The 20,694-nt window shown below is 34.7% G+C and carries 26 protein-coding genes; 8 read left to right on the top strand and 18 right to left on the bottom strand.

Annotation, left to right across the window (positions count from 1 at the left end):
• From HRG09_RS23220 to HRG09_RS23150, 15 genes are all read right to left on the bottom strand, one after another.
• Nucleotides 1–2,097 (bottom strand): VirD4-like conjugal transfer protein, CD1115 family (locus HRG09_RS23220; RefSeq protein WP_174103153.1); only part of this gene is annotated, 2,097 nt, incomplete at its 3' end.
• 167 nt (nt 2,098–2,264) lie between these two features.
• Nucleotides 2,265–2,669 carry a hypothetical protein gene (locus tag HRG09_RS23215; RefSeq protein WP_174103152.1) on the bottom strand — a complete coding sequence of 135 codons (405 nt, stop codon included), beginning with the start codon at nt 2,667–2,669 and terminating at the stop codon, nt 2,265–2,267.
• Between the two features lie 72 nt (nt 2,670–2,741).
• Nucleotides 2,742–3,215 (bottom strand): hypothetical protein, encoded by a 474-nt coding sequence (locus HRG09_RS23210; RefSeq protein WP_174103151.1) that lies wholly within the window; start codon nt 3,213–3,215, stop codon nt 2,742–2,744.
• A 102-nt stretch (nt 3,216–3,317) separates the two neighbouring features.
• Complete coding sequence (locus HRG09_RS23205) at nt 3,318–3,719, bottom strand: hypothetical protein (protein WP_174103150.1); 402 nt, start codon at nt 3,717–3,719, stop codon at nt 3,318–3,320.
• A 54-nt stretch (nt 3,720–3,773) separates the two neighbouring features.
• Nucleotides 3,774–4,013 carry a hypothetical protein gene (locus HRG09_RS23200; RefSeq protein WP_174103149.1) on the bottom strand — a complete coding sequence of 80 codons (240 nt, stop codon included), beginning with the start codon at nt 4,011–4,013 and terminating at the stop codon, nt 3,774–3,776.
• Between the two features lie 29 nt (nt 4,014–4,042).
• On the bottom strand, nt 4,043–5,320 hold the full coding sequence (locus HRG09_RS23195; protein ID WP_254610158.1) for a hypothetical protein: 1,278 nt from the start codon (nt 5,318–5,320) through the stop codon (nt 4,043–4,045).
• A gap of 16 nt (nt 5,321–5,336) precedes the next feature.
• Nucleotides 5,337–6,422: a hypothetical protein gene (locus tag HRG09_RS23190; protein ID WP_174103148.1), complete on the bottom strand. Its 1,086-nt coding sequence runs from the start codon at nt 6,420–6,422 to the stop codon at nt 5,337–5,339.
• 100 nt (nt 6,423–6,522) lie between these two features.
• Nucleotides 6,523–6,816, bottom strand: a complete 294-nt coding sequence (locus HRG09_RS23185; RefSeq protein ID WP_002187987.1) for a hypothetical protein — start codon at nt 6,814–6,816, stop codon at nt 6,523–6,525.
• Between the two features lie 25 nt (nt 6,817–6,841).
• Nucleotides 6,842–7,081 (bottom strand): hypothetical protein, encoded by a 240-nt coding sequence (locus HRG09_RS23180; protein ID WP_174103147.1) that lies wholly within the window; start codon nt 7,079–7,081, stop codon nt 6,842–6,844.
• Between the two features lie 25 nt (nt 7,082–7,106).
• Nucleotides 7,107–7,556, bottom strand: a complete 450-nt coding sequence (locus HRG09_RS23175) for a hypothetical protein (RefSeq protein ID WP_174103146.1) — start codon at nt 7,554–7,556, stop codon at nt 7,107–7,109.
• Between the two features lie 586 nt (nt 7,557–8,142).
• On the bottom strand, nt 8,143–8,391 hold the full coding sequence (locus tag HRG09_RS23170) for a hypothetical protein (protein WP_174103145.1): 249 nt from the start codon (nt 8,389–8,391) through the stop codon (nt 8,143–8,145).
• A gap of 137 nt (nt 8,392–8,528) precedes the next feature.
• A complete protein-coding gene (locus tag HRG09_RS23165; protein ID WP_174103144.1) occupies nt 8,529–9,104 on the bottom strand; it encodes a TraM recognition domain-containing protein in 576 nt (191 codons plus the stop codon).
• Between the two features lie 41 nt (nt 9,105–9,145).
• Nucleotides 9,146–9,649 carry a type IV secretory system conjugative DNA transfer family protein gene (locus HRG09_RS23160; protein ID WP_174103143.1) on the bottom strand — a complete coding sequence of 168 codons (504 nt, stop codon included), beginning with the start codon at nt 9,647–9,649 and terminating at the stop codon, nt 9,146–9,148.
• Nucleotides 9,650–9,674: 25 nt separating this feature from the next.
• Nucleotides 9,675–11,924: a thioester domain-containing protein gene (locus HRG09_RS23155; RefSeq protein WP_174103142.1), complete on the bottom strand. Its 2,250-nt coding sequence runs from the start codon at nt 11,922–11,924 to the stop codon at nt 9,675–9,677.
• Nucleotides 11,925–12,068: 144 nt separating this feature from the next.
• Nucleotides 12,069–12,269, bottom strand: coding sequence for a helix-turn-helix domain-containing protein (locus HRG09_RS23150; RefSeq protein WP_174103141.1), 201 nt, complete (start codon nt 12,267–12,269; stop codon nt 12,069–12,071).
• A 166-nt stretch (nt 12,270–12,435) separates the two neighbouring features.
• Between HRG09_RS23150 and HRG09_RS23145 the strand changes: the two genes are divergently transcribed.
• Both HRG09_RS23145 and HRG09_RS23140 read left to right on the top strand, forming a co-directional pair.
• Complete coding sequence (locus HRG09_RS23145; RefSeq protein ID WP_174103140.1) at nt 12,436–12,933, top strand: helix-turn-helix domain-containing protein; 498 nt, start codon at nt 12,436–12,438, stop codon at nt 12,931–12,933.
• A gap of 346 nt (nt 12,934–13,279) precedes the next feature.
• Entirely contained in the window at nt 13,280–14,269 is a 990-nt protein-coding gene (locus tag HRG09_RS23140; RefSeq protein ID WP_174103139.1) for a Replicase RepFR55, read from the top strand.
• A 737-nt stretch (nt 14,270–15,006) separates the two neighbouring features.
• Here HRG09_RS23140 and HRG09_RS23135 read toward each other — a convergent pair.
• Nucleotides 15,007–15,618 carry a MerR family transcriptional regulator gene (locus tag HRG09_RS23135; protein ID WP_174103138.1) on the bottom strand — a complete coding sequence of 204 codons (612 nt, stop codon included), beginning with the start codon at nt 15,616–15,618 and terminating at the stop codon, nt 15,007–15,009.
• Nucleotides 15,619–16,203: 585 nt separating this feature from the next.
• Here HRG09_RS23135 and HRG09_RS23130 point away from each other — a divergent pair.
• From HRG09_RS23130 to HRG09_RS23115, 4 genes are all read left to right on the top strand, one after another.
• Entirely contained in the window at nt 16,204–17,400 is a 1,197-nt protein-coding gene (locus tag HRG09_RS23130) for a ParM/StbA family protein (RefSeq protein WP_174103137.1), read from the top strand.
• A gap of 15 nt (nt 17,401–17,415) precedes the next feature.
• Entirely contained in the window at nt 17,416–17,901 is a 486-nt protein-coding gene (locus HRG09_RS23125) for a hypothetical protein (protein WP_174103136.1), read from the top strand.
• Nucleotides 17,902–17,939: 38 nt separating this feature from the next.
• Nucleotides 17,940–18,212: an RNA chaperone Hfq gene (locus HRG09_RS23120; RefSeq protein WP_174103135.1), complete on the top strand. Its 273-nt coding sequence runs from the start codon at nt 17,940–17,942 to the stop codon at nt 18,210–18,212.
• A gap of 80 nt (nt 18,213–18,292) precedes the next feature.
• Complete coding sequence (locus HRG09_RS23115) at nt 18,293–18,541, top strand: hypothetical protein (RefSeq protein ID WP_174103134.1); 249 nt, start codon at nt 18,293–18,295, stop codon at nt 18,539–18,541.
• A gap of 81 nt (nt 18,542–18,622) precedes the next feature.
• On the opposite strand, the gene HRG09_RS23110 is transcribed toward HRG09_RS23115, so the two are convergent.
• Together HRG09_RS23110 and HRG09_RS23105 are read right to left on the bottom strand one after the other, a co-directional pair.
• A complete protein-coding gene (locus HRG09_RS23110) occupies nt 18,623–18,772 on the bottom strand; it encodes a hypothetical protein (protein WP_174103133.1) in 150 nt (49 codons plus the stop codon).
• A 1-nt stretch (nt 18,773) separates the two neighbouring features.
• Entirely contained in the window at nt 18,774–19,862 is a 1,089-nt protein-coding gene (locus tag HRG09_RS23105; RefSeq protein WP_174103132.1) for a Rap family tetratricopeptide repeat protein, read from the bottom strand.
• A 315-nt stretch (nt 19,863–20,177) separates the two neighbouring features.
• On the opposite strand from HRG09_RS23105, the gene HRG09_RS23095 reads away from it, so the two are divergent.
• Nucleotides 20,178–20,474 (top strand): hypothetical protein, encoded by a 297-nt coding sequence (locus HRG09_RS23095; protein WP_174103130.1) that lies wholly within the window; start codon nt 20,178–20,180, stop codon nt 20,472–20,474.
• Between the two features lies 1 nt (nt 20,475).
• Nucleotides 20,476–20,661 (top strand): hypothetical protein, encoded by a 186-nt coding sequence (locus HRG09_RS23090; protein WP_174103129.1) that lies wholly within the window; start codon nt 20,476–20,478, stop codon nt 20,659–20,661.
• The last annotated feature ends 33 nt before the right edge of the window (nt 20,662–20,694 follow it).

Below are 20,694 nucleotides of genomic sequence, written 5' to 3'. Positions count from 1 at the left end.
TAGAATAGGAAACGGCTCTATCTTTTCAAACTTATTATCTCGACGTTTCATAAAGCGTATTACTGCACTTTCTCCTTCTTGGAACCTCATTAACTCTGTTGGTGTTAATAATGGTTTCGTATCAATCCCTTCTGTCTTACTCTTATCAATTGATAATCCTTTTCCACTTCGAGATAAGGAATTGATTGTTTGATTCCCTAACTTTTCGGATATTTCTTTTGCGGTTTCTTTATTACCAGATTGAATATAAATTTGATTCCCGCAATTGTCTTGAATGGTGGTACTTGCGTCTCCATATTTCATCTTTAACTGCGGAAGAGCTTGCACGATTAGGTTAAAACGGATATTACGCCCCAAACAAACTGTAACGATATTCCCCATATCATCAATTGCAGGCATATTTCCAAATTCATCCAATAAATACACAACTTCTCTATGACACTTCCCACCACGAGCTAACCCAGCATACTTGGAGAGCACAAAATATAGCTGTCTAATAAAGATTGAGGCAATGACATGATTACTAGAATCATAGTCTGGAACAATCATAAAGACCGCAATTGGTTTTTCAAAAATAACAATGTCATCAATTTGTAAGCCATCTTGTTTCTCGACAACCTTGAATGTTGTTTCTCCTGTATCCTTGTTGATTGTTTGGATTTCTACAATCATTTTCTTCTTCGTTTTACTCTCCATTACATGGATGCGCTGACCTTTTTTTACGTTTTGCTGGAAATTCAGTTCAAAACGCCCTTCTGTATCTGTTTTGATACTTTCTTTCGAACCATCAGGGAAGATAATCTGTACACGTACCCTTGGTGTTCCTTTTCCTTGCAAGCTTTTCCCAAAGCCTATTCGTTTTAAGTCAATACTATTACAGGATGTCATTTTCGCTATGCCATCAAAAGTAAAGATGGACAATTTACTCATTGTGGTACTAAAGATACTTCCTCGTGTTGTCCCGCCTTTTGCGAAACTAGAAGTTGCATATTGCATCTTCGCAACACTCTCAGCGGGAAGCATTTCAAAATATATATCTAATGCATTTTGTGTATTTCCTTTTGCATCAATTACAATTTCTTTGGAACCAAGCTCCGATAACATATTTGCGACTGCATACATCGAAATTTTATCCTCTGTCTTTTCCTGGATACATTTATCTATAACCGCTAAGATTAATGCATTACATAAACTCATCGCACTGTCATTCCAAAATGGATCTTTCACATTTGGATTGTAGTAAAGTGAAAATGATAATGTATTACAAAGGGTCTGAGCTGTTGCTGTATCACCTTGTTTATAGGCATCTTTGATAAGCTGAAGCAAATTGTAGCTCATCGACTCTAGCGGGTTAATTAAATTTAAAACTTCAATATGGAAGCCTCGTTTTTCCAGCGTTTTTTTTGAAGCCGCCAGTAATTCCCCCTTCGGATCATTCACGATTAAAGACGGCTGGATTTCAGCACGAGAATATGCATCAATTGTTGGAAATACATAGGTTTCCCCTTTACCAGATCTCGTTGTCCCGATGATTAAATTACTAACAGCCCCATCATCTATAAGTAGTCTTCCTGCCTTTGCACTATCTTTCAATTTTTTAATTTCCTGCCACTTTTTCATCCCTTTTGCTTCCATCACTTTTTTCGCTTGTCGTAAAATGGATTTCACCGAAATTTCATCATACCTAGAAATGACCACACCGCCTTTTCCTTCATATCGTTCTGTTTTCTCTGGAATTGAGCGATATTGCCTTTTCACCTCATCAAGTGTTGCAAAACGAGAAGAATCTTTTTGATTCTGATTTAAATCTTTAAAACTCGAGCGAATCTTGTAGGTAAATTGCATGGTACATACACTGGCAATCAGGAATAATGCCAAATAAAGTAACAACGGATGTTGAAAGGTATATAGATCCTCTATCCCGATATGAAAAGGCTTTGGATGTACTAAGTCTGAAAATGTTGTTTTCACTACTTCTACGATGATGTTTCCTAGAAAATTAGCGATAAGAAAGATTCCACTAAACAAAAAAGTACTCATCGGGATGAGTACTTTCCATTCAGCTAATTTGTATTTTAGTGGTGCTTTTGGATTCACACTGTTACCTCCTTACTTTCTTCTTGCTCTCCTTTTCTTTATTTTCCAAACGATACAGGAGTTACTATCGTTCTTGCGACATCTAACATATCCGGAAACATTATGACTAGAGAAATAAATATAATTAGTAATATGCATGCGCATACTTTCTTGTTTATATACTCCATTTAAGATTCTCCTTTGTAAAATTTCCATTGTGAATACCCAATTCGCAGTAAACTTAATAAAACAGGTACTACTAATAAAACAGCCATAAAAAGAGATAGAGAATGTATTTTCTGTTCTTCTACAAATGCAATACTAGCAATCACACCAACCGCTATTACAATTGCTAGTGGAATTTCTAATAACAATATTTTTTTCGTCAACTTTCTATCCATAATGACACGTATTAACAGAACCATTAAGACATAAAACATACCAAAAATCGTAATTGCATGTATTGTATGACCTTTTGTCCACTCATAGCCAGAATCATATATCCCCCAAATGATATAACCAATTCCTATTGCACCTAACAACATATAAATTCCTAAGCTTATCTTTTTCCCATGTGCTATCCATTTTCCCAACTTTATCTTCCTCCCTTTAGAAAATAAAAGAGCCGATTGAAGGTTCAACCAGCTTGTGATCTGTTTTATTTATCACTCGTTTGCCAAAGTATTTTTTTCAAGTTGTGACGTCTGTTTTAAGGCTATTCTTATTATTTGCAAACCAACTACAATACCTGTTACAAGGAAAAATAACGGATAAAAAGCTCCATCTTTGTATCCGAGAAAGAAACCAAAAGCAAGACACCCACCACAAACACTACTTATCATCAATGTCGATAATCCAAACAAATAGCTTACCTTAAAAATAGTCAATTTTTTATAGTCCTGATCCATTACAAGTACCCCTGTCATGAAACTAGATCCAATTAAAAGAACTGTCATTAAAAGATACATATCCGCTCTCTCAAAATCGATACTCGACTCATGATACCAAGGGATCCAACTTCCTATTCCTTGATACCATGTAATTCCATGCCACCAACCAAACATCCCGACTATTAACAAATAAAGCCATCCTAAAAAATGACCATGATTACTACGAGCCAATTTCTTTATATGCTCCATTCCAAATCCCCCTTTTCTATACAAAATTCAAAATTTATTAAATTACCCCTCACTAATGGACAGACAATCAATTCCTCTTCAGAAATAACTCCGCTTGACGACTTATTCTATTTCTTTGACAGCAGCTACATCTGTCCATTCAATTAATAACTCTCCTATATTAGACGGTTCCAAAACAGTAATATATAAATCTTCCATAGTTTTTTCATCTACATAACACTTGCATTTAAAATACTCATTGTTCCTTTTGATGAATGTTTCTATTTCGTATTTCTTACCTACTTCAAATAGGTTCATAATCAGTTGTGATCTACCTTTACGTTCTAACTCATCATATTTTTGACGCATATCAAAAGCTATTTTTACATCAGTTTGATAACGTGTTCCTTCAACCATTACCGATAACATACTAAGCATAAACTTATCTAAATGGTCTTTATTTCTCGCCCTATGTGCATTTGATGCAAGTTCAATCATTCGTTCCTCTTTTGTCTCTTTAGCCAAGAAAAATCACTCCTTTTATACAAAATTCAAATTTTATAACAAATAACACTTTTGTTATAAATTCCTCATAGCTCTTTTAATTTTTATAACTCTAATAATTAATAAAATCTGTATTAATAATAAAATCCAAGGAACAACATAAATAACAACTATAGACCAGCTAGGAAGAATAAATGTTTTCTCAATCAAATAATCCATAAGTGTAGTGGCAAGAATGGATATTGTACAAAAAAGGATAGATGGATAAATTTTATTTAATTGTTCATTCAAACTTGTCAGGTCTTTTTTCTCCATATATCTTTACCTCCCAAACAAAATTCAAATTAAACTAAAACAGATGATTTCGGCTTATCTCCTCCATCCGTTGGCGGTTCTACAGGTGGTTTTGTATCTCCTGGATCCGTTGGCGGCTCTACAGGTGGTTTTGTATCTCCTGGATCCGTTGGCGGCTCTACAGGTGGTTTTGTATCTCCCGGATCTGTTGGCGGCTCTACAGGTGGTTTTGTATCTCCTGGATCCGTTGGCGGCTCTACAGGTGGTTTCGTATCTCCTGGATCTGTTGGCGGCTCTACAGGTGGTTTTGTATCTCCTGGATCCGTTGGCGGCTCTACAGGTGGTTTTGTATCTCCTGGATCCGTTGGCGGCTCTACAGGTGGTTTCGTATCTCCCGGATTTGTTGGCGGCTCTACAGGTGGTTTTGTATCTCCCGGATCCGTTGGCGGCTCTACAGGTGGCTTCGTATCTCCTGGATCCGTTGGCGGTTCTACAGGTGGTTTTGTATCTCCCGGATCTGTTGGCGGCTCTACAGGTGGTTTCGTATCTCCTGGATCCGTTGGCGGCTCTACAGGTGGTTTCGTATCTCCTGGATCCGTTGGCGGCTCTACAGGTGGCTTCGTATCTCCTGGATCCGTTGGCGGTTCTACAGGTGGTTTTGTATCTCCCGGATCCGTTGGCGGTTCTACAGGTGGTTTTGTATCTCCCGGATCCGTTGGCGGTTCTACAGGTGGTTTTGTATCTCCCGGATCTGTTGGTGGTTCTACAGGTGGTTTTGTATCTCCCGGATCTGTTGGTGGTTCTACTGGCGGTTTCTCCGTTGGAGCCACATCTACAATGCTTGCTAGTGATAAGTCTGTATTTTGATCACCAAATGCAAATTGGTCACCTTTCACTGTTACTTGCGGACTTCCATCTGTAATAACTGCCACCACATTGTCCTTCGCTGTATCACGAATCGTTTTATCTGAAGTTTCGTTGTCAAATAGAGCTAGAACACGAGAAGTTGTTTCATCTCCATTTTGAAGAGTACTTGCAATTGTCTTATCCTTATAAGTTACTTTGTTTTTATCAATGTCTAAGACGTATGCAACATCTTTATCCTGACTATTTATCGCATTTTCTGTCATTGTTTCAAAATCTTTTTTATTTAGATCTTCTTTCTTTTCTTCTGGCTTACTCTTATCTGCTTTTTTTGTTATAGCTAGCTTACTTTTTGCTGTTTCCTTACTTCCAAACCAACTACAACCAGCACTACCCAATAACAACGAACCACCTACAGCTACAATTCCCATCTGTCTAAAAAATTTCTGATAGTTTAATGGCATCGCATTTCTTCCCCCTTTAGATCTCGCTTAATTCCTTATCAATTTTTTCGATTTTCGCTTTCTTTTCTTCTTCACTAAGAGTGGATTGCCCCACATCTTTCTTTTGTAGCTCTTTTACCTCTTTCATAAGAGTTTTATTTCCTTGTGTTTTTGCAAAAGTAAAGCAATCATCAAATTTCTTCTGATTCACATAAGCTTCAGCTACAAGTTTTTCTCGTCTACCGTCCATATTGACTTTGGCTTTTAATCGAATTACATCCTCATATTTCTTATTAAGTGCCGCCTTTTCAAAATCAATCACATCATTTTTTATATTTATCTCATTTATTTTTTTCATATTGTCGATACCAATATAGTAAGCTACAACACTCTCCGCAAATTTCGCTTCATACTGTATGGCCTTATTTGCCTTTCCACTTAATAAGTAAGAGAATAAGACTGCTTTTTGACTCTCTTTATCTAGCCCTTTATAATCCAATTTCTCAAACTCTTGAATTGCCTTTGGATATTGCTGAATAGAAGCTTGTTGAAGTCCTTTCACTAAATGCGTATCCGGCTGATTCGTTCTTGCTTCAACTGAGTTTGTTGGGACAGTATACAAGGAAAAAACACTTACAGCTCCTACTACAATCCCTCCAACCGCTCCCCCGATAATTTGAAACAGATGTTTTTTGTTCCTGTTTCCTTTTTCTAAGGGAAGCTCTTCATTAGCATGTTGTTTCTCTCTAGCTCTGTTGTTTTTTTCTGGTTCTTCTACCTCTTCAGGTGGAGCAATTTCCTTTAAAAACTCTTCAATATCTTGTCGCATCAGTTCTAACAGTTCTTCTTTTTGTTCCTCTTGTTCCTCATCCATTTCCATGGCAGACAGTTTGTTTTCTACATGTTCATACAAATGTGAAGCATAACCAGCCCCTAGAGACAATGTCCCTGCATACAACTCATTGTCTTGATCTAAAATATGAAAATCTACATGGACAATATTTTCTTGCCCCTGTAGCGTTTGTTCGAGTTGGTACGAAATCTTACAAGCATCCTGCAATGACATCTTCTGAAAACTTTTAATCTCTGGTATTGTGCTTTTGGTAAACATGACTTCTAACATAAATTGTGTCCTCCTCCCCTTTCTAACGCTCTACATTGGCATATAAAAAGAAGCTATACAATTGCATAGCTTCTTTACCAAAACGTATTTTGTTGTATCCTCACATCCAAAAGAACAAAATGGATCCAAATTTGATATTACTATTAATCCCTTCTGCCAATCCCTTTGCGCCCATTACAATGATTAATCCTACTGCTGAACCAATGAACCATCCTTTACTTTGGTGTCTTCCTCTTTCCCCACCCCAGATCAGGTAGTAACCACCGATACAAAATGCGATAGCCGCACTAATGATTCCTAAACGTTGTGCCCAGGTTAATACTGCTTCACCTGTGCTAACCAGGCTAGACATGCCGTCTCCGGCACCTAAAATCAAGTTATTTAATTTAAACATATCCTACACTCTCCTTATATTTGTGTTATACAACTTCACTTGACTGCGAAAGATCCGCCGGACGTTCAGGTGCTCTACCGGAACCTTTTTCTTCTTCTACAAATAGAGTGAGTGCTTCTAATATTAATTCTTGATTTCCTTCAATAAACTGTTGATGTTGTGCATGGAGCCAATTCTGATAACTTTCTCCTTTGACTTTCAACAACTTTTCGACCAGGTCCCGTGACTTCTTTAAATCACGTTGTGTAACAGTTGGATTAGACAATTTATTACACCGCCTCTCTATCCACTTATTTCTCGATATACATTTCCTTCATATTACGTACAAACACATCTAATTCTTTTTCTAATTCAGATGGTTTGTATTTATCTAGTGCGATTTGTTTTTTCAGTCTTCCTTTCTCATAATAAGCTAATGTTTCTCCAGTTTGTTTTAGACCATAATCTGATTGACTTTTCTTACCATCATAATTAGGGTGATTACTATCTAATTCCTTACCATTTACATCATTATTCTTTAATGCTCTTTGAACTTGATTCATATAGCCCGCTCGATCCTCTTTACGGAAAGAATACATTACAAATCCCGTTCCATCCTGTGACATGAATTTTTTCATTTCTTGAGGGCTTAATTCTTCAAGTTCTCCTTTCTTGCTATTTGAGAATACCAGTGTGGAACCAATCCCTAAGATTGCAACCAATGCAACAATAACGGCAATGAGCTTTGATTTTCGAGTCATAATTTGACCTCCCTATTTGTATTAAACAAGCGATTTTGGAGTCTACTGAGAGTTCAGATCGTTTCTCCACATCTGGTTATTATTATAGCAAGAATATTGGGAAAATAATGATTAATTACCATTTATGGCTGATATGGTAAACCCTATATTGGCATGCATATGAACATTCATCCCGACCGAACTTCATAAGCCCAATACTGCACAACGTTTTGGCATGTACGTAGAACCTTGTGTATCTACTGTTTTCATGTTCATCGCTTCTTCAGAATGTCTCACTGGGATATTCCTCACGATTACTAACTCTTACAGATTATGGATACACCGTATTTTTCCCATGGTCACAGGTGTGTTTTAAGTATCCACACACCGAACTTAGAAATCGTATACCCAACCCTTCTAGTGACCGTTTCGAAAGAGGGCACGCATGTGGAATTTTCAAAGGACAGTTGTGCACCGATAAGGAAAAACTTTCGTTTTGAACGACTATAAAAATAGTTACGAAATTATTGGTTTTTCCATTATCGTCGGATAAATCTATTTATCTCAGCACACTCCAAAACCGCTTGTTTTTTTCTCGAAAATCATCTTATTTCCGTCGTTGGCACACAGTCGTCAATTCATCATCCTGGTTTCTTCTCTTGGCAATTACTTTTTGTTTTTCATCCATGACTGAACGGACACGGTAATAGATCTCTGCAACCTTTTCAATGTTTCCTGTTGTATTTTCTACCGCTACCGCTCCTTTTAACTGATACACTTTGCCATCGAATGTTTTGACACTTTGTGCACGTGACGACGATATATCATAGAATGCAAGTCTCTGCTCTTTTCCCATGTGTATCGCCTCCTTCGAGAAGGGGAAGGACTTAAAATCCCCCCTTTCATCTTGTATAGTTTTCTAGCCATCTATATATCATGAATGGCTGTGAAATCCCTAAAATCCTGATAAAAACCTTTATTTGAAAGGTAAGACTATGCTAGAACCGTTGTCTGACATGAGGTAGCAATTCGGTTTGCTCCATGTTTTCCGTATATACGCTGTAAAACGGAATGAGATTCTACTACGATGGAAGTTCGAATATTATAGGCGGCACTTTCTTTTAAAAACTGCTCCATATGAGGGATAGGATAAAGATTGAGTTGATAAAATACCAGATGAATTGGTCGGATTTTCTTCTTCTCTGTTAAGAAATGAAGGAAATGCGAAAGTGCTTCCCCTCTATCTTCGTACGTGCTAATCATGGTATTTACATGGATATAGATCACGACTTTTTGATAATGTTCCAATTGTAATGAATCTGTACCACTTAACAAATCATGTTGCACGACTTGATAACCTTGTTTTTGCTTTTGCTGATGTGTATCTTCAAAAAACTGACTCGTCGGGTCGAAGATAAAAATATACTTTTGTTTTGCTTTTCTTACCCCCTCAATCACTGTCCGATACGCCTCTTGAGGCGCTTTCGTTACATCTACACCCTTTTCCTCTTGATTCCAACCTTTCACCGTCTGTAGAAGCCCTGAGCACCTTTGAATGACTCCTAGCATATTTGTCTCTCCTTTCTCACTTCATTTCTTCAAATTGTGATTCAGTATTGAAAACCATAATATTCTCTATTCTCGGACTGATTCTCATGTTGCTTCAGTATCTCTAAAAGCTTCTGAATGGTACCTTCTCTCGTCTGTTTTGCGGATAACACAAGCACCTTGAAAATTTGATAGGCTGGATGGCTGTTATCCAGTGAATTCGTAACGTCTGACAAATATGTCTCTTGGTCATTCAACTTTTCTATGAATGCTCTAACTAATTCCCAATCTAAGTAATACAAGTCACCATGTCGTTGACTCAAATATAAGATACTGCCAGCCAATAATTTAGTTGCGGACTCAATCCAAAAGTCATATCGTTCTTTTGGCTTCACTACTGTTTGTGCAATGGATATGGCTTGGAGTAACTCTTCAGACAGCCAATCCCGTTTGGGATACTTCGTTCCTTTTCCCATTCCCCCTACCATCCAGGCATTTTTCTTCGTTATATGTGAAGGGGGAACAACAGGTGATTGTCTTATTGTACCGATGTAGACTCCTGACATTTCAATTCATCTCCTCTTTGATTTGTCATTCCGCTTTTTTACGATTTCTTAGTGCAAATACCGCTCCTGTAAAACCAAGTGCGATACATGCAAATCCAATCCATTTCCAGTATGGATTTTCAGCTTTCCCGCCTGTCTCTGGAAGCTTTGTTTCTACTTTCTTTGGTGTTTGTTCTTGTTGTGGTTGTGTAATGATTTTATGTGGTTTTTCTAATTGCGGTGTAACTGGTTTTTCCGTTACTTTTGGTTGTTCCGGCTTCTCTGGTTGTGGTATTTCAGGTTTCTCCGGTTTTTGTGGTTGTTCTGGTTGATGTGGTGTCTCTGGTGTTGGTTTCTTCTCATCTTTCACCGTATGCTTGATAATCTGGCCATCCTCTTTTATCTCAAAAGAGAAGGTCTCTTCGTTAATTAAATAGCCGTCAGGGGCAATCGTCTCTTTGTATGTGTACTTCCCAGCCGAAAGTTTTTCAAATGTTACAATTCCCTCTTCGTTTGTCTTGCCTTTCACAACTTCCTTTCCTTGCTCATCATAGATTGTGAACTCTGCTCCTGGGAGTTTATTATTCCCATCCGCTAGATCCACCTTCGTAATAACAAGAGAACCTGTAATTTGCTTATTTTTAACTGTTAATTCAATTGTTTTTCCATTCTCGGAAATGTTAAAAGGAATTGGGTCTTTTGAAAGAACATAGCCCCCTGGAGCTTGCTTTTCTACAAACTGATACGAACCGAACGGTAAATCCTTGATTTGAATCTTTCCGCTTTTATCTGTTTTATGTTCGCTGATTTTCTTTCCTTTACTATCCTGAAGGATGAATGTTGCCCCTTCTAATTTCTTCTCAGGGTTTTCTGCATCGACTTTAAGAAGTTGCACATTTCCTTTTACTTCTTTGTTTTCCACTAGAAATGTGAGTGTTTTTCCTTGTTCTTTAATTTGGAATGGATACTTTGTTTTGTTTAAAAGATGTCCTTCTGCACCTTTTGTCTCCACAAAGTAGTAATCCCCATGGGAAAGATCCTTTACCTGAGCAATTCCTTTCTCATTGGTAACCACCTTGGTGATTTCTTTTCCCCCTTGATATACAGTGAACTCTACGCCCGGAAGAACTTTTCCGCTATCACTCAATTTCTTAATTTCGATATTCCCCTTGATTCTGGCATTTTCCACTGTGATTGTTGCAATCTCACCTGTTTTGACTTCCAGCGTTTGCGGGTTATCGTTTCTTACATATCCAGTAGGAGCTTTTACTTCTTTCAAAGTATATGCACCAATCTCTAGACCAGAAAGGCTTGCTGTGCCTTTATCATTTGTTGTGATGGTACCTACTTTTTGATTGGCACTATTGAATACTTCAAATACAGCACCAGCTAAAACTTCCTTCTGTTCTCCCACCTTTACCACTTTCAATCCGCCAAGTGACTTCCAGTGTACACGTAGATCTGTGCTTACCTTTTCTTCATTTCTTTCTAATAAAACCGTTGCATCCTGCACTTTGTCATTTCCCTTGTAGGCTACTGCATGCAACTTAGAAAGATTTGAAGTGACTTGTAAGGAAAAGTCGCCTGTTTGAGAGGATTTCGGTATCAAAATACGGAATTGTTCTCCTAAGTGGAACTGTTCTTTTGCTTCACCGTTTTCTGAGACAATTTTTGTGCCATTTGGTGCATTTTTTAAATGAACAGTAAATACACCATTTCGTGCGTTACTTTCTACTTGGTACAGCGTCGTCTCAAAGTACTCATCGTTTAATTTCGCTTCTTGATTGTCTGTTGGTGTTACATTCATGTACATTTCTTGTGTTTCTTGACTTGCATTCGCTCCATCAATGATTGTTTTCACTGCTTTTGCGATACTTGCATCTCGATGCTCAACCTCGTTGATATCAATTTGCCCTAATGATGCCCAGACACTGAGTTGTGTGGCATAATGCGCCTGTTTCCAATCGGAAACCCCTAATTCTTCTGGACTCTTTTGAGGATATCCATTTACCAGGACACGATATACAATATTATCTGTACGTCCCATCTCTGGAAGGTCATCGCCATTTGGACTTAATTTTCCATACGTTAAACAATACGCTATTTGCCCATTTGCGTTCTTTAGTAATTCTGTTCGGAGGTCTTTCCCGTACATGGGACTATAACTCCAATTCATTTCGTATTTCTCACGATTAATAACTTCAGCACTTGCCTTCGTAAGAGGAAATACAAAATTCAGAACAATAAGAAGCATACTCGTGACAATGAGTAACATTTGATACGAACGTTTCAACATGACTAACAGCTCCCTCATATTATGCAGTTTTCAAAGATCATTTTTTGAATCGTTAATTCTATTTAAATTACTAATATTTTTTACTATAATTAATCTTATATAGTTACTTTGTAACTTTATTAAAGCAAAATAACTCTTTTTAAATTATTCTCGAACCCTATAATACGTTGGTATAAAAAAGTATTCTACAGGTTGATTAAAAATAGCAGAGATCTTTTCTGCTCGTTCTGCATTCACTCCAGATTTCCCTTTTTCAATAGCGTGTAATACTTGGGGTTTAATGTGTAGTTTTTGGGAAAGCTTTTCTAAAGAAAGCGATTTATTCACCCTTTCTTGGTATAACATAGTTAATTCAACCTCCTTTCTTTCGATTTAACTACATTATACATCACTTAAAAAGTGAAATCAACTACTTATTAGTAATGTTTTAAAAAAATAAATCCAAAATAGTTAAAAATAAACTACTTCGGACTACATCTTTATCAGATATTAATTAGAAAGGAATTAAAATATGAGTATTTTTGGTGCCCGTGTAAAAACTTTGCGCTTAGATCGCGGATGGAGTATGAAACAATTGGGAGAGGAAGTTAGTAAATTATCTGGATCTCCCTTACCACAAACAACCATATCGAACTGGGAGAACAAAGGTTCAGAACCTCCATATAATATTCTAGTTTTTACTGCTACAGCATTAGAGGTAAGTACAGATTATTTACTTGGAAAAACAGATGAATTACAACTGGAACAACATACTTTAAAACATGTTGAACCAACACATCCAAACTACACAGAAAATGTTATCAACATAGATAACAATATTAATTCATCTTTACAATCCTTAATTCAAGAATTAAAACAAGAAATAAATAATTTACCCATAACAAAAAAAGATTCTATAGATGGTGATTTAAAGGAATACTTAGAATTCTTAGAGTATAAACAAGAGAAATTGTTAACTGATTTTAAAACATTTTCAAAATACATTAAATATCAAATAAAAAATCTCTAGTAATAACTAGAGATTTTTAAAATTTATATGGTATTTACTTTAAATAAAACCATAACTATTATTGATATCTTTCAATAATAGTTATACAATAGAACATATACATAAAAACAACTACAATATAGTAAAAAAACAAAAAAATAAACCCTACCGCACACGTTTTTAATTGGCCTATCACTTTGGCCGGTGAACCAATTAAAAACCCGATTAAAGTAGGGGGTTTATCTTTTATAATTATACTTGCTATGTAACCATTATAGCATGTAAAAATTATAATGTGAATAAAAACCTCTACTTTTCCAGCGTTTTTCTGTTTATTTGCGGTGGTAAAAAATAGGAGGTTTTTTCTGTGTTGCTACAAAACTTTTTGCTTAGTAAAGCAAAAACTGAACTAAGTCCTCATCTTTATCATATTCCCAAGCGGAAAACGGGAGCTATCAATCAAGCAGTCAAAAGCGTAATCAAAGATATTGATAGTATTCTATTCGAATGTGAAGGCAAAACTACAAAAGAATACTTCGAGAAAACGCCACGCCGATATGAAGCACTTGAAACCGTGCTTTCCTACCTTGTTCAAGAGGGATTCTCCCAAATGAAACAAAAACAAATTAGCCAAAAATCGGGCATTTCTGTACCAATCATTAACTTTATTCTGAATTGGTTAGAAGACCTTGAGGTATGTCACCAAATTAAAACAAGACGTCACAATAAAATTGCGCCATCTATATACATTTTAAGCTTACATAATAATTACTTGAAAATTGTTGAGTATTTTAAACAGAAATGGGCGTACACAATCAATGTTTTTTCTACATTTACAAAGTTTTTGTCAAAGAAAATAAATAAAAAGCAAAAGAAAGATTCAAATAATAGCGAAGACACCCCAATTTCTACATGTCATGGATTCGATTTATTTACACCTGTTGAAGTAGAACCTGAAGAAAAAGAAAATGAGGAGCAAGAAACGAATTCTGACGAGGATAAAAAATTAGAGCTTAGATTCCGTGAGATGGATGAACACATGAGCGATGCGCAAAAGAAGCTTTACATGTACATTTTGACGCAAGATACAAACATTACTGAAAAAGATGCTTATACAATTGCTTTACGTATGCCACCAGATGTTGACTGGGAGGTGAAAAAGACTTTCGAGGAGTGTGTACGTTGGTTTGAACGTAACCAAGCAGATGTAAGTACTCCTGCGCATTTTATAGAGATGTACACAAATAAAATCCATGCATATAGAGCACTACGCAGGAAGAAATTCAAACAAGACATGGCATTTAAGAGACAAATTAATTTCACAAAGTTCAGAGAGATGCTAGATCCTAACTCTTAACTTTTATTTCTCACAACAAAATAAAGCTAATGTAGCCTTGTTCAAAAAAATTGAAGCTAACAAGGCTTTTTGTCATGCAATCATAATTTATATTTTAAAAATCTATTAATCTTATTATTAAACTTCAAGGTATTAAAGTGTATTTTTAGAATAAAGTAAGTGACATTTATCATAGAATGGTAGCTAAATTCAGTAAGGAATTTAATAAGGAATTTAATAAGAAGAAATCTATAAGTCCTTGTGAGAGTAAGACTCAGTATCCCAAAATAAATTCTAATGTATTTAATGTTTTTAATTCTTTTAAAACAAGATTTAATAATAAGAGTATCCTATATTTTAGATTTGAATTTTATTTTTAAAAATATCGTGAAAAATATCATTTTTAATGAATCTTAAAAAATTTTAGGGAAACCTGATAGACTTCGTAACTATGTTAAACACTTTTTAGGGACATTTGGCGATTCTTAATAAAATATGGCGAAGATTATTATTTATTGAAGTGACTATGCCCTCGGATTCGCTTAGTATGCCTGTTTCTTGAAATACGAGCCTCTAAACCTTTAAACTAACAAAGGCAACCCTAGAGAACAAAAAATGCCCTTCTGAGGTTGCCTTTGTTAGTTTGTATGAGGATTTCTCTCATAGTAAATGAATTTTCACGGCATAAATCACTTGGTGGAAGTTGAATATATTTTATAGAATCCTATTTTCTCTGGTATTAAAGTTAGAATGTATGATTACCGTTTAAATAATCTAATCAGCCAATTATTCTTATGTTGATTGGATAATTTCTTAGTTTCTAAAGTTTCTTGGATCTGAATTAATAGATTCTCATCCCTTTGCATAGCATTCATATCAATTTCATGTAACTTCTGTTCAACATTAGTCCATTCTTTGCTTAACTGTTCACTTAATTGTTTATTGACTTCAAGTAAATATGAATTTTGCTGTTTAATACTTTGAAACTCGTTATTTTGCTTATGCAATACTTGAACTAACATTTCTACTGCTTTGTTCGTATTAGCAAATTTTTCTTCAAATCTGTTTAAATCTTCAATTGTTATAAGGGAAGAAGGAGTTGTTAATTCTTCTGATCCTGTATCATCAATTTCTATTACACGTGGGAATTCGATTTTTAGTATTCTTCTAACATCTTGCTTAGTATTCCCTTCTTCTAACAGATGTTTAACACGTGTTAATAGCTTTATAACTGATTTTTCATATTTTTTTCCTCTTCCACCACCTTTCACCACAATAAATTCGTTAAAATCATTCAAGTATCGATAAATGCTAGTCTCAGATATACCTGTTTGTATAGAAAGATCACTTACAGATAATAGTTCTTCCAAATTTCCACCACCTTTCACCACTTCTCACTATGAACCACTCAGCGTCATCCACCACCACTCACCACATTCTTCCCACTTCCCACCAAGTACTATATACTCTGTTTCTTCCTACTACCCTATATCACCTTCCATGACTTTGCTATCTGAATATAAAGTCTAAACAATTAATAAGTCTGAGCATAGAAAGTATCGTCGAGGCACATTGAGCTTTGTAGAATTACGTAGAATTCCCCCTTTTTTTATATCGATTAATACAGTAAAAAGGAACTTCAGTTCAATACCTATTAGATACCTTTTTTGAAACCAATAAGGTATCTAATGGCTGAGAAAGAAAAATTTTGTATCTATTCGGTATAAAACAGATACCCATTAGGTACCTTTATTACGTGTTTTTTGCGCTGCATATTGCGGCACTGCGATGTGAAAATATATAAGTAATAAAATTGTACAAAAAAGATACCCAAAATATAATCAAAGTGTTGCTTTTAAGGTACCTTAGTTGTATAATTAAGTTAAGAGATATTTAAAAGGTATTAAATAGGTGTCATGAAGGTACTTTTAATATATAGAGGGAGATGTTGTTAAATGAATATGCATTTTTATCTAAAAGCAGATATTGGAAATAATAAAGTGAAGTTTAAGGTAGATAATGAAGTAGGAAAAGTACAAAGTGTATATAAAAGGCTATTCACTCCGATTGCTCCTAGTGAAACAAACATTGAAAAATGTGTTGCTAACTTACTAGATGAATTGAATGTACATATTACAAGTTCTTCAATTAAACGAAGTGGTCAATTTTTAGTTGGTGAAAGAGCAATGAAATCTGGAAAAGATGTAAAATCCATGAATATTAGCGAAGGTGGTAAATATATTGATGATCTTCCTATGATTCATACAATTAGTATCACTGCTGCTAAAGCAATTCAAAAGTCTTACCAAGATACAAAAGAATTACCTAAAACACTTAATGTAGAAGTGGATTTAATCACAGCTATTCCAGCCAGTGAATGGAATCCTGAACGTGCTCGGATTTTACAAGAACGCTTTTTGAAAGGAACGCATATTGCGATTGTTGATGTTGCTGAAGAGCAAGTTACAGTAACAATTAAGTTTAATGATGCGAAAGTAACTCGTGAGGGCATTCCACCGCTATATCTGATGTTAAAAGCAATTCGTGAAAAGAAATTAGATATGTTTAAACAATATGTGGATTTCTGTAAAAATGAGCTTAAATACAGTGAAGATAAGCTTAATAATTTGCTAACTGAAGCGGTGTTTTCACGTAAAAAGATTTTACACACGGACATCGGAGATGGAACAACAGAGTATATCTATACAGTTGGTGTTAATCCTAATAGTGACGCTTGCACAGGGGAAAAACAAGGCGTAGGTCATGCGATTAAAGAAGCTATTGGATTACTAAAAGGAGATAAACCAGGTATAGGTGAAATAACAAGACAACAATTTAGTGAGATGCTTCAGAATGAGGAACATAATTTCCATACGGAAGCGAAATCATTCTTTTATGAAACTCGATTTGTTCAAGCTGAAAATATATTACAAGATATTAAAAATAAATATAGAGAAAATACGGCAAGCGAAGCTCAAGTCATTGCGGTGTATGGTGGCGGTTCGGTTGGGTTTAAAGAAGACTTATATGACGAACTAGCTACCTTCTGTAAGATGAATAAGTTAGAGTTACTATGGATTCCGGAAGAGTATGCAATCGACATGAACATTGAAGGTATGGATGTACTCGTGAATGAAGTGTTGGCTAAGTAAGGATAGGTGAACCAAGTGAAAAAAAGACCGGAACAGTACGGATGGAAATTAAAGAAAATAGACAATGAAGGCTTTTGGAAATGGTATGAAGCACAAGATAATATAAACGACTCGTTAATTGCACTGGTGCATTTTTTTACAAAGGAATATGGTATACGGGATGTAAAAGACTTTGATATTCAAGAGCAAATGCATCGTTCACTGTTTCTAAAAGAAGAATTTTATCATGATTTAAAATTGATTAAAGATTTAGTGAAAGAAAATAACACTCATATTAGTAATAATTCTTATGGTATGTTAGAAAAGAAAAGAGAAGTTACGACAGCAAATACAAGTGAAATAGATGAGAGTCAAAGTTCAAAAAAAGAAGTTTCACATTCAAAATTAAACGAACACACGCCTACCGATAAAGATCAAAATAAGCAAGATGACAAAAATTTGAATGAATTAAAAAAAGAAAATGATATTTTTAAGGGTGTAGATCAGAATACTATATTCTAAGCATGAAATAGTTATAAAATATAAGAGGGGGAATGGGTATGATTTTAAAATTTGATGCTATACTACAGTACTTAGATCATTGTAAAATGCCATGTAAATTCATATTGCAAAACGGGAAAACTTTAAGTGGAATTATTGATGGACGTGACCCTTATATGATTTATGTACAAACAGATGATAAAACACATTGCATATTTAAAGGTTCAATTATAGATTTAATTCCTGCCGAAAAATTAGATCTAAAGGAAATTAACAGGATAACATCCGAGTGGGAAAAATCAAAAGAAGCAAAAAGACAACAATACGCATAAATACAACATGGAGTGCTTACTTATTAGAGAAAGCACTCCATTTTTGTATTCTACATATATACAATGAAAGAGGTGAAATGATGGAAGCACCAATTAGAGAACAAAAACCTAGAGTTTTAAAATCTTTTTTATTCTTGATAATCCTTTTTAGTTTAGTATATATATTCAAATTATTTATTTTACAAATCATTGGAGTATTATTAATAATTGCTTTTGTATGTCTTGGCTTTTATTATTTAGGTTATTTACTATTTGGCATATTTGCCCTGATTATTATTACAAGTAGTGTAATATGTGCAATTGGACTTTTAGGGTATTTCTTTTTTTAGTATTAGAGATAAAGAAAGAGAAAAGGGAAGTAGTATCACTCACACATCATGATACTACTTCCCTTTTTTTAAATATAAATATCAGCCAGTATTGCCGTGTGCATAACTAACTACAGCACTGCTAGCTTGTTGGACATCTGATTGTTGGGTATTAAATCCCAATGAAGAAATCCCAACTGTCAGAATACCTACAGCTAAAAGACTTGTTAAACCTGATTTAAGGAATTTCATTTTAACACCTCTTTTCTAATATTTTTTCTTTGGCTTGATAAGTTAAAAGGAAATATGAGCTAGATTTTTCAAATTGTGCATCATTATGGAATTTTATAGCTAATACTTCATAATATTCTTGAACATATTCCCATAGTTTTTCTTTTTTAAAGTATTCTATTCCTGCCAAAATAGTTTTTTCTAAAATTTCAGTTTTTTCTTCATTGCATAATTTATTCAGAATATCAAAATGATATTGGTATTCTAAAATCCCTAATTGATTACAAATATGTAATCCTTTTTTTATAAGCTCTGATGCAATATCTGTTTCTTCTAACTTCATTCGTTGTTTAGCTTCAATAAAAAGAGCTCTATAGTTGTTTGGCATTTTCTCGTTCACTTCAGATAAATAACGAATTGCTAAGTCAGATTGTTTTTGTTCAGAATACATTAAACCTAGATTTTGACGAGCAATTAAGATATCTCTTTCATTTCCGAAATTATGGAATAAGTCAATAGCTGAGATGAAATATTCTTCTGCCATTTCGTACTCATTTAAATGAGTACACGATAATCCCAAAAGATTTTTGCAATAAGCAATTTTCAGTTCGAAATCAGGGTTTTTGGCAAAGATATCTTTGGCTAAATTTGCGTACTTTATTGCTAAAAGGGCTTGGTAAATATGATAGTGGAATATAGCTAAATTATAATAAAACTCTGCTTTTTCAAGATCGTCAGGAATGTGTATTAGGAGTTCTTCAGCTTTTTCATAATGTTCTTTAGCTAAAATATAGCTACCAATTGCGTTAGAATGAATAGCTTTAAAAAAGTGATAGTAATATGCTAAGAGATCTTCCTTTGGAGTTTCGAAGTTTTCAATTTTATCAAAACTATTTTTAGAAATCCCCATGTTGTTGATTAGATAACTATGTCTAAAATCAAGTAGGGAATAATAAAAAAGTAAATTTTGATTATCTGTAAGGTTATTAATTTGTTCTTTGATCTCTTTTTTTAAGCGAATAGAATTTTCGCGATTTCTTGCACGAATTTGTAGATACCATTCATTTAGTAACTCGGTAAGTTGTTCATTCCCCTTTAATTGAACGTTCATATTTCTCTCCCCCTATCATCCCATTTTAAGGGAATATTCTCGTATTAAAATCATAACAGATAAACAAAAAATTAATCTTATCAATCTTTATTTTTCAATTCATTTCTGAAAATTCAAAAATTAAATATTTCTCGACTGTAAGTTCTTCTATATTAATATTCAATGTGATAGCTATTCTCTTAATAGTTGTGTAGTTTGGATATTTTCGATTTCCATTTTCAATTTGTGAAATTTTTTGAGGTACAAATTCGAAAAAGTGAATTATCATCATATGTATTTAATGCACCTAGAATTTTATATGGATGGTGAGAAAATTTGAGTCAATATCAAATGCTGTATAGTACGCCTTATCTATATTCATCAAAAATGCTTAGACAAATGTACAAAGAAACTAAAAAAGAAGAGAATATTTGTGCGATACAAGAGCATATGCAACGACACGAAGTATATTTAGATCGACAGTATCGAGGGTACTATTATTTAAGTCAAAAAATCGAAGAAGATTTGTACGGTGATGAACAGTCATTGTCTTGGAATGAGTTGTTAGCTGATTATCAACTGTATAGGGATCGTAAAGGGAATTTGTCTATTAAGCCGAAAGGATGGAGCTAACATGACAATCATTGGCGAATTAGGGGTTGTATATGGTGTGACAGGCGTTTCGGTTTTAGGAATTAAATTGCTGAAAAAGAAAGGTTTTTACCTTCCAGATTGGTTGCTACGTGCGGGGCTCAAATGCTTGCTTATTGGGAGTGTTTGGTACCTGCTACTTGATATGCTAGATGTATTTCTACGTTAGTATTACATCTGGTAGTTGAAAATAATTGTAATA

It is taken from the genome of Bacillus sp. Xin1 (genome assembly GCF_013314535.1).
GTDB lineage: Bacteria > Bacillota > Bacilli > Bacillales > Bacillaceae_G > Bacillus_A.
Note: the sequence above shows the minus strand (reverse complement) of the source record. Positions and strands in the feature narration are given on the sequence as shown.

What these genes read in the sequence shown, in the direction of transcription:
- HRG09_RS23105 (WP_174103132.1), bottom strand. Translation starts at nt 19,862, where the DNA reads ATGAACGTTCAATTAAAGGGGAATGAACAACTTACCGAGTTACTAAAT.
- HRG09_RS23155 (WP_174103142.1), bottom strand. Translation starts at nt 11,924, where the DNA reads ATGTTGAAACGTTCGTATCAAATGTTACTCATTGTCACGAGTATGCTT.
- HRG09_RS23210 (WP_174103151.1), bottom strand. Translation starts at nt 3,215, where the DNA reads ATGGAGCATATAAAGAAATTGGCTCGTAGTAATCATGGTCATTTTTTA.
- HRG09_RS23160 (WP_174103143.1), bottom strand. Translation starts at nt 9,649, where the DNA reads ATGTCAGGAGTCTACATCGGTACAATAAGACAATCACCTGTTGTTCCC.
- HRG09_RS23170 (WP_174103145.1), bottom strand. Translation starts at nt 8,391, where the DNA reads ATGGGAAAAGAGCAGAGACTTGCATTCTATGATATATCGTCGTCACGT.
- HRG09_RS23090 (WP_174103129.1), top strand. Translation starts at nt 20,476, where the DNA reads ATGACAATCATTGGCGAATTAGGGGTTGTATATGGTGTGACAGGCGTT.
- HRG09_RS23115 (WP_174103134.1), top strand. Translation starts at nt 18,293, where the DNA reads ATGGAAGCACCAATTAGAGAACAAAAACCTAGAGTTTTAAAATCTTTT.
- HRG09_RS23165 (WP_174103144.1), bottom strand. Translation starts at nt 9,104, where the DNA reads ATGCTAGGAGTCATTCAAAGGTGCTCAGGGCTTCTACAGACGGTGAAA.
- HRG09_RS23185 (WP_002187987.1), bottom strand. Translation starts at nt 6,816, where the DNA reads ATGTTTAAATTAAATAACTTGATTTTAGGTGCCGGAGACGGCATGTCT.
- HRG09_RS23190 (WP_174103148.1), bottom strand. Translation starts at nt 6,422, where the DNA reads ATGTTAGAAGTCATGTTTACCAAAAGCACAATACCAGAGATTAAAAGT.
- HRG09_RS23130 (WP_174103137.1), top strand. Translation starts at nt 16,204, where the DNA reads ATGAATATGCATTTTTATCTAAAAGCAGATATTGGAAATAATAAAGTG.
- HRG09_RS23120 (WP_174103135.1), top strand. Translation starts at nt 17,940, where the DNA reads ATGATTTTAAAATTTGATGCTATACTACAGTACTTAGATCATTGTAAA.
- HRG09_RS23145 (WP_174103140.1), top strand. Translation starts at nt 12,436, where the DNA reads ATGAGTATTTTTGGTGCCCGTGTAAAAACTTTGCGCTTAGATCGCGGA.
- HRG09_RS23150 (WP_174103141.1), bottom strand. Translation starts at nt 12,269, where the DNA reads ATGTTATACCAAGAAAGGGTGAATAAATCGCTTTCTTTAGAAAAGCTT.
- HRG09_RS23175 (WP_174103146.1), bottom strand. Translation starts at nt 7,556, where the DNA reads ATGACTCGAAAATCAAAGCTCATTGCCGTTATTGTTGCATTGGTTGCA.
- HRG09_RS23110 (WP_174103133.1), bottom strand. Translation starts at nt 18,772, where the DNA reads ATGAAATTCCTTAAATCAGGTTTAACAAGTCTTTTAGCTGTAGGTATT.
- HRG09_RS23195 (WP_254610158.1), bottom strand. Translation starts at nt 5,320, where the DNA reads ATGCCATTAAACTATCAGAAATTTTTTAGACAGATGGGAATTGTAGCT.
- HRG09_RS23200 (WP_174103149.1), bottom strand. Translation starts at nt 4,013, where the DNA reads ATGGAGAAAAAAGACCTGACAAGTTTGAATGAACAATTAAATAAAATT.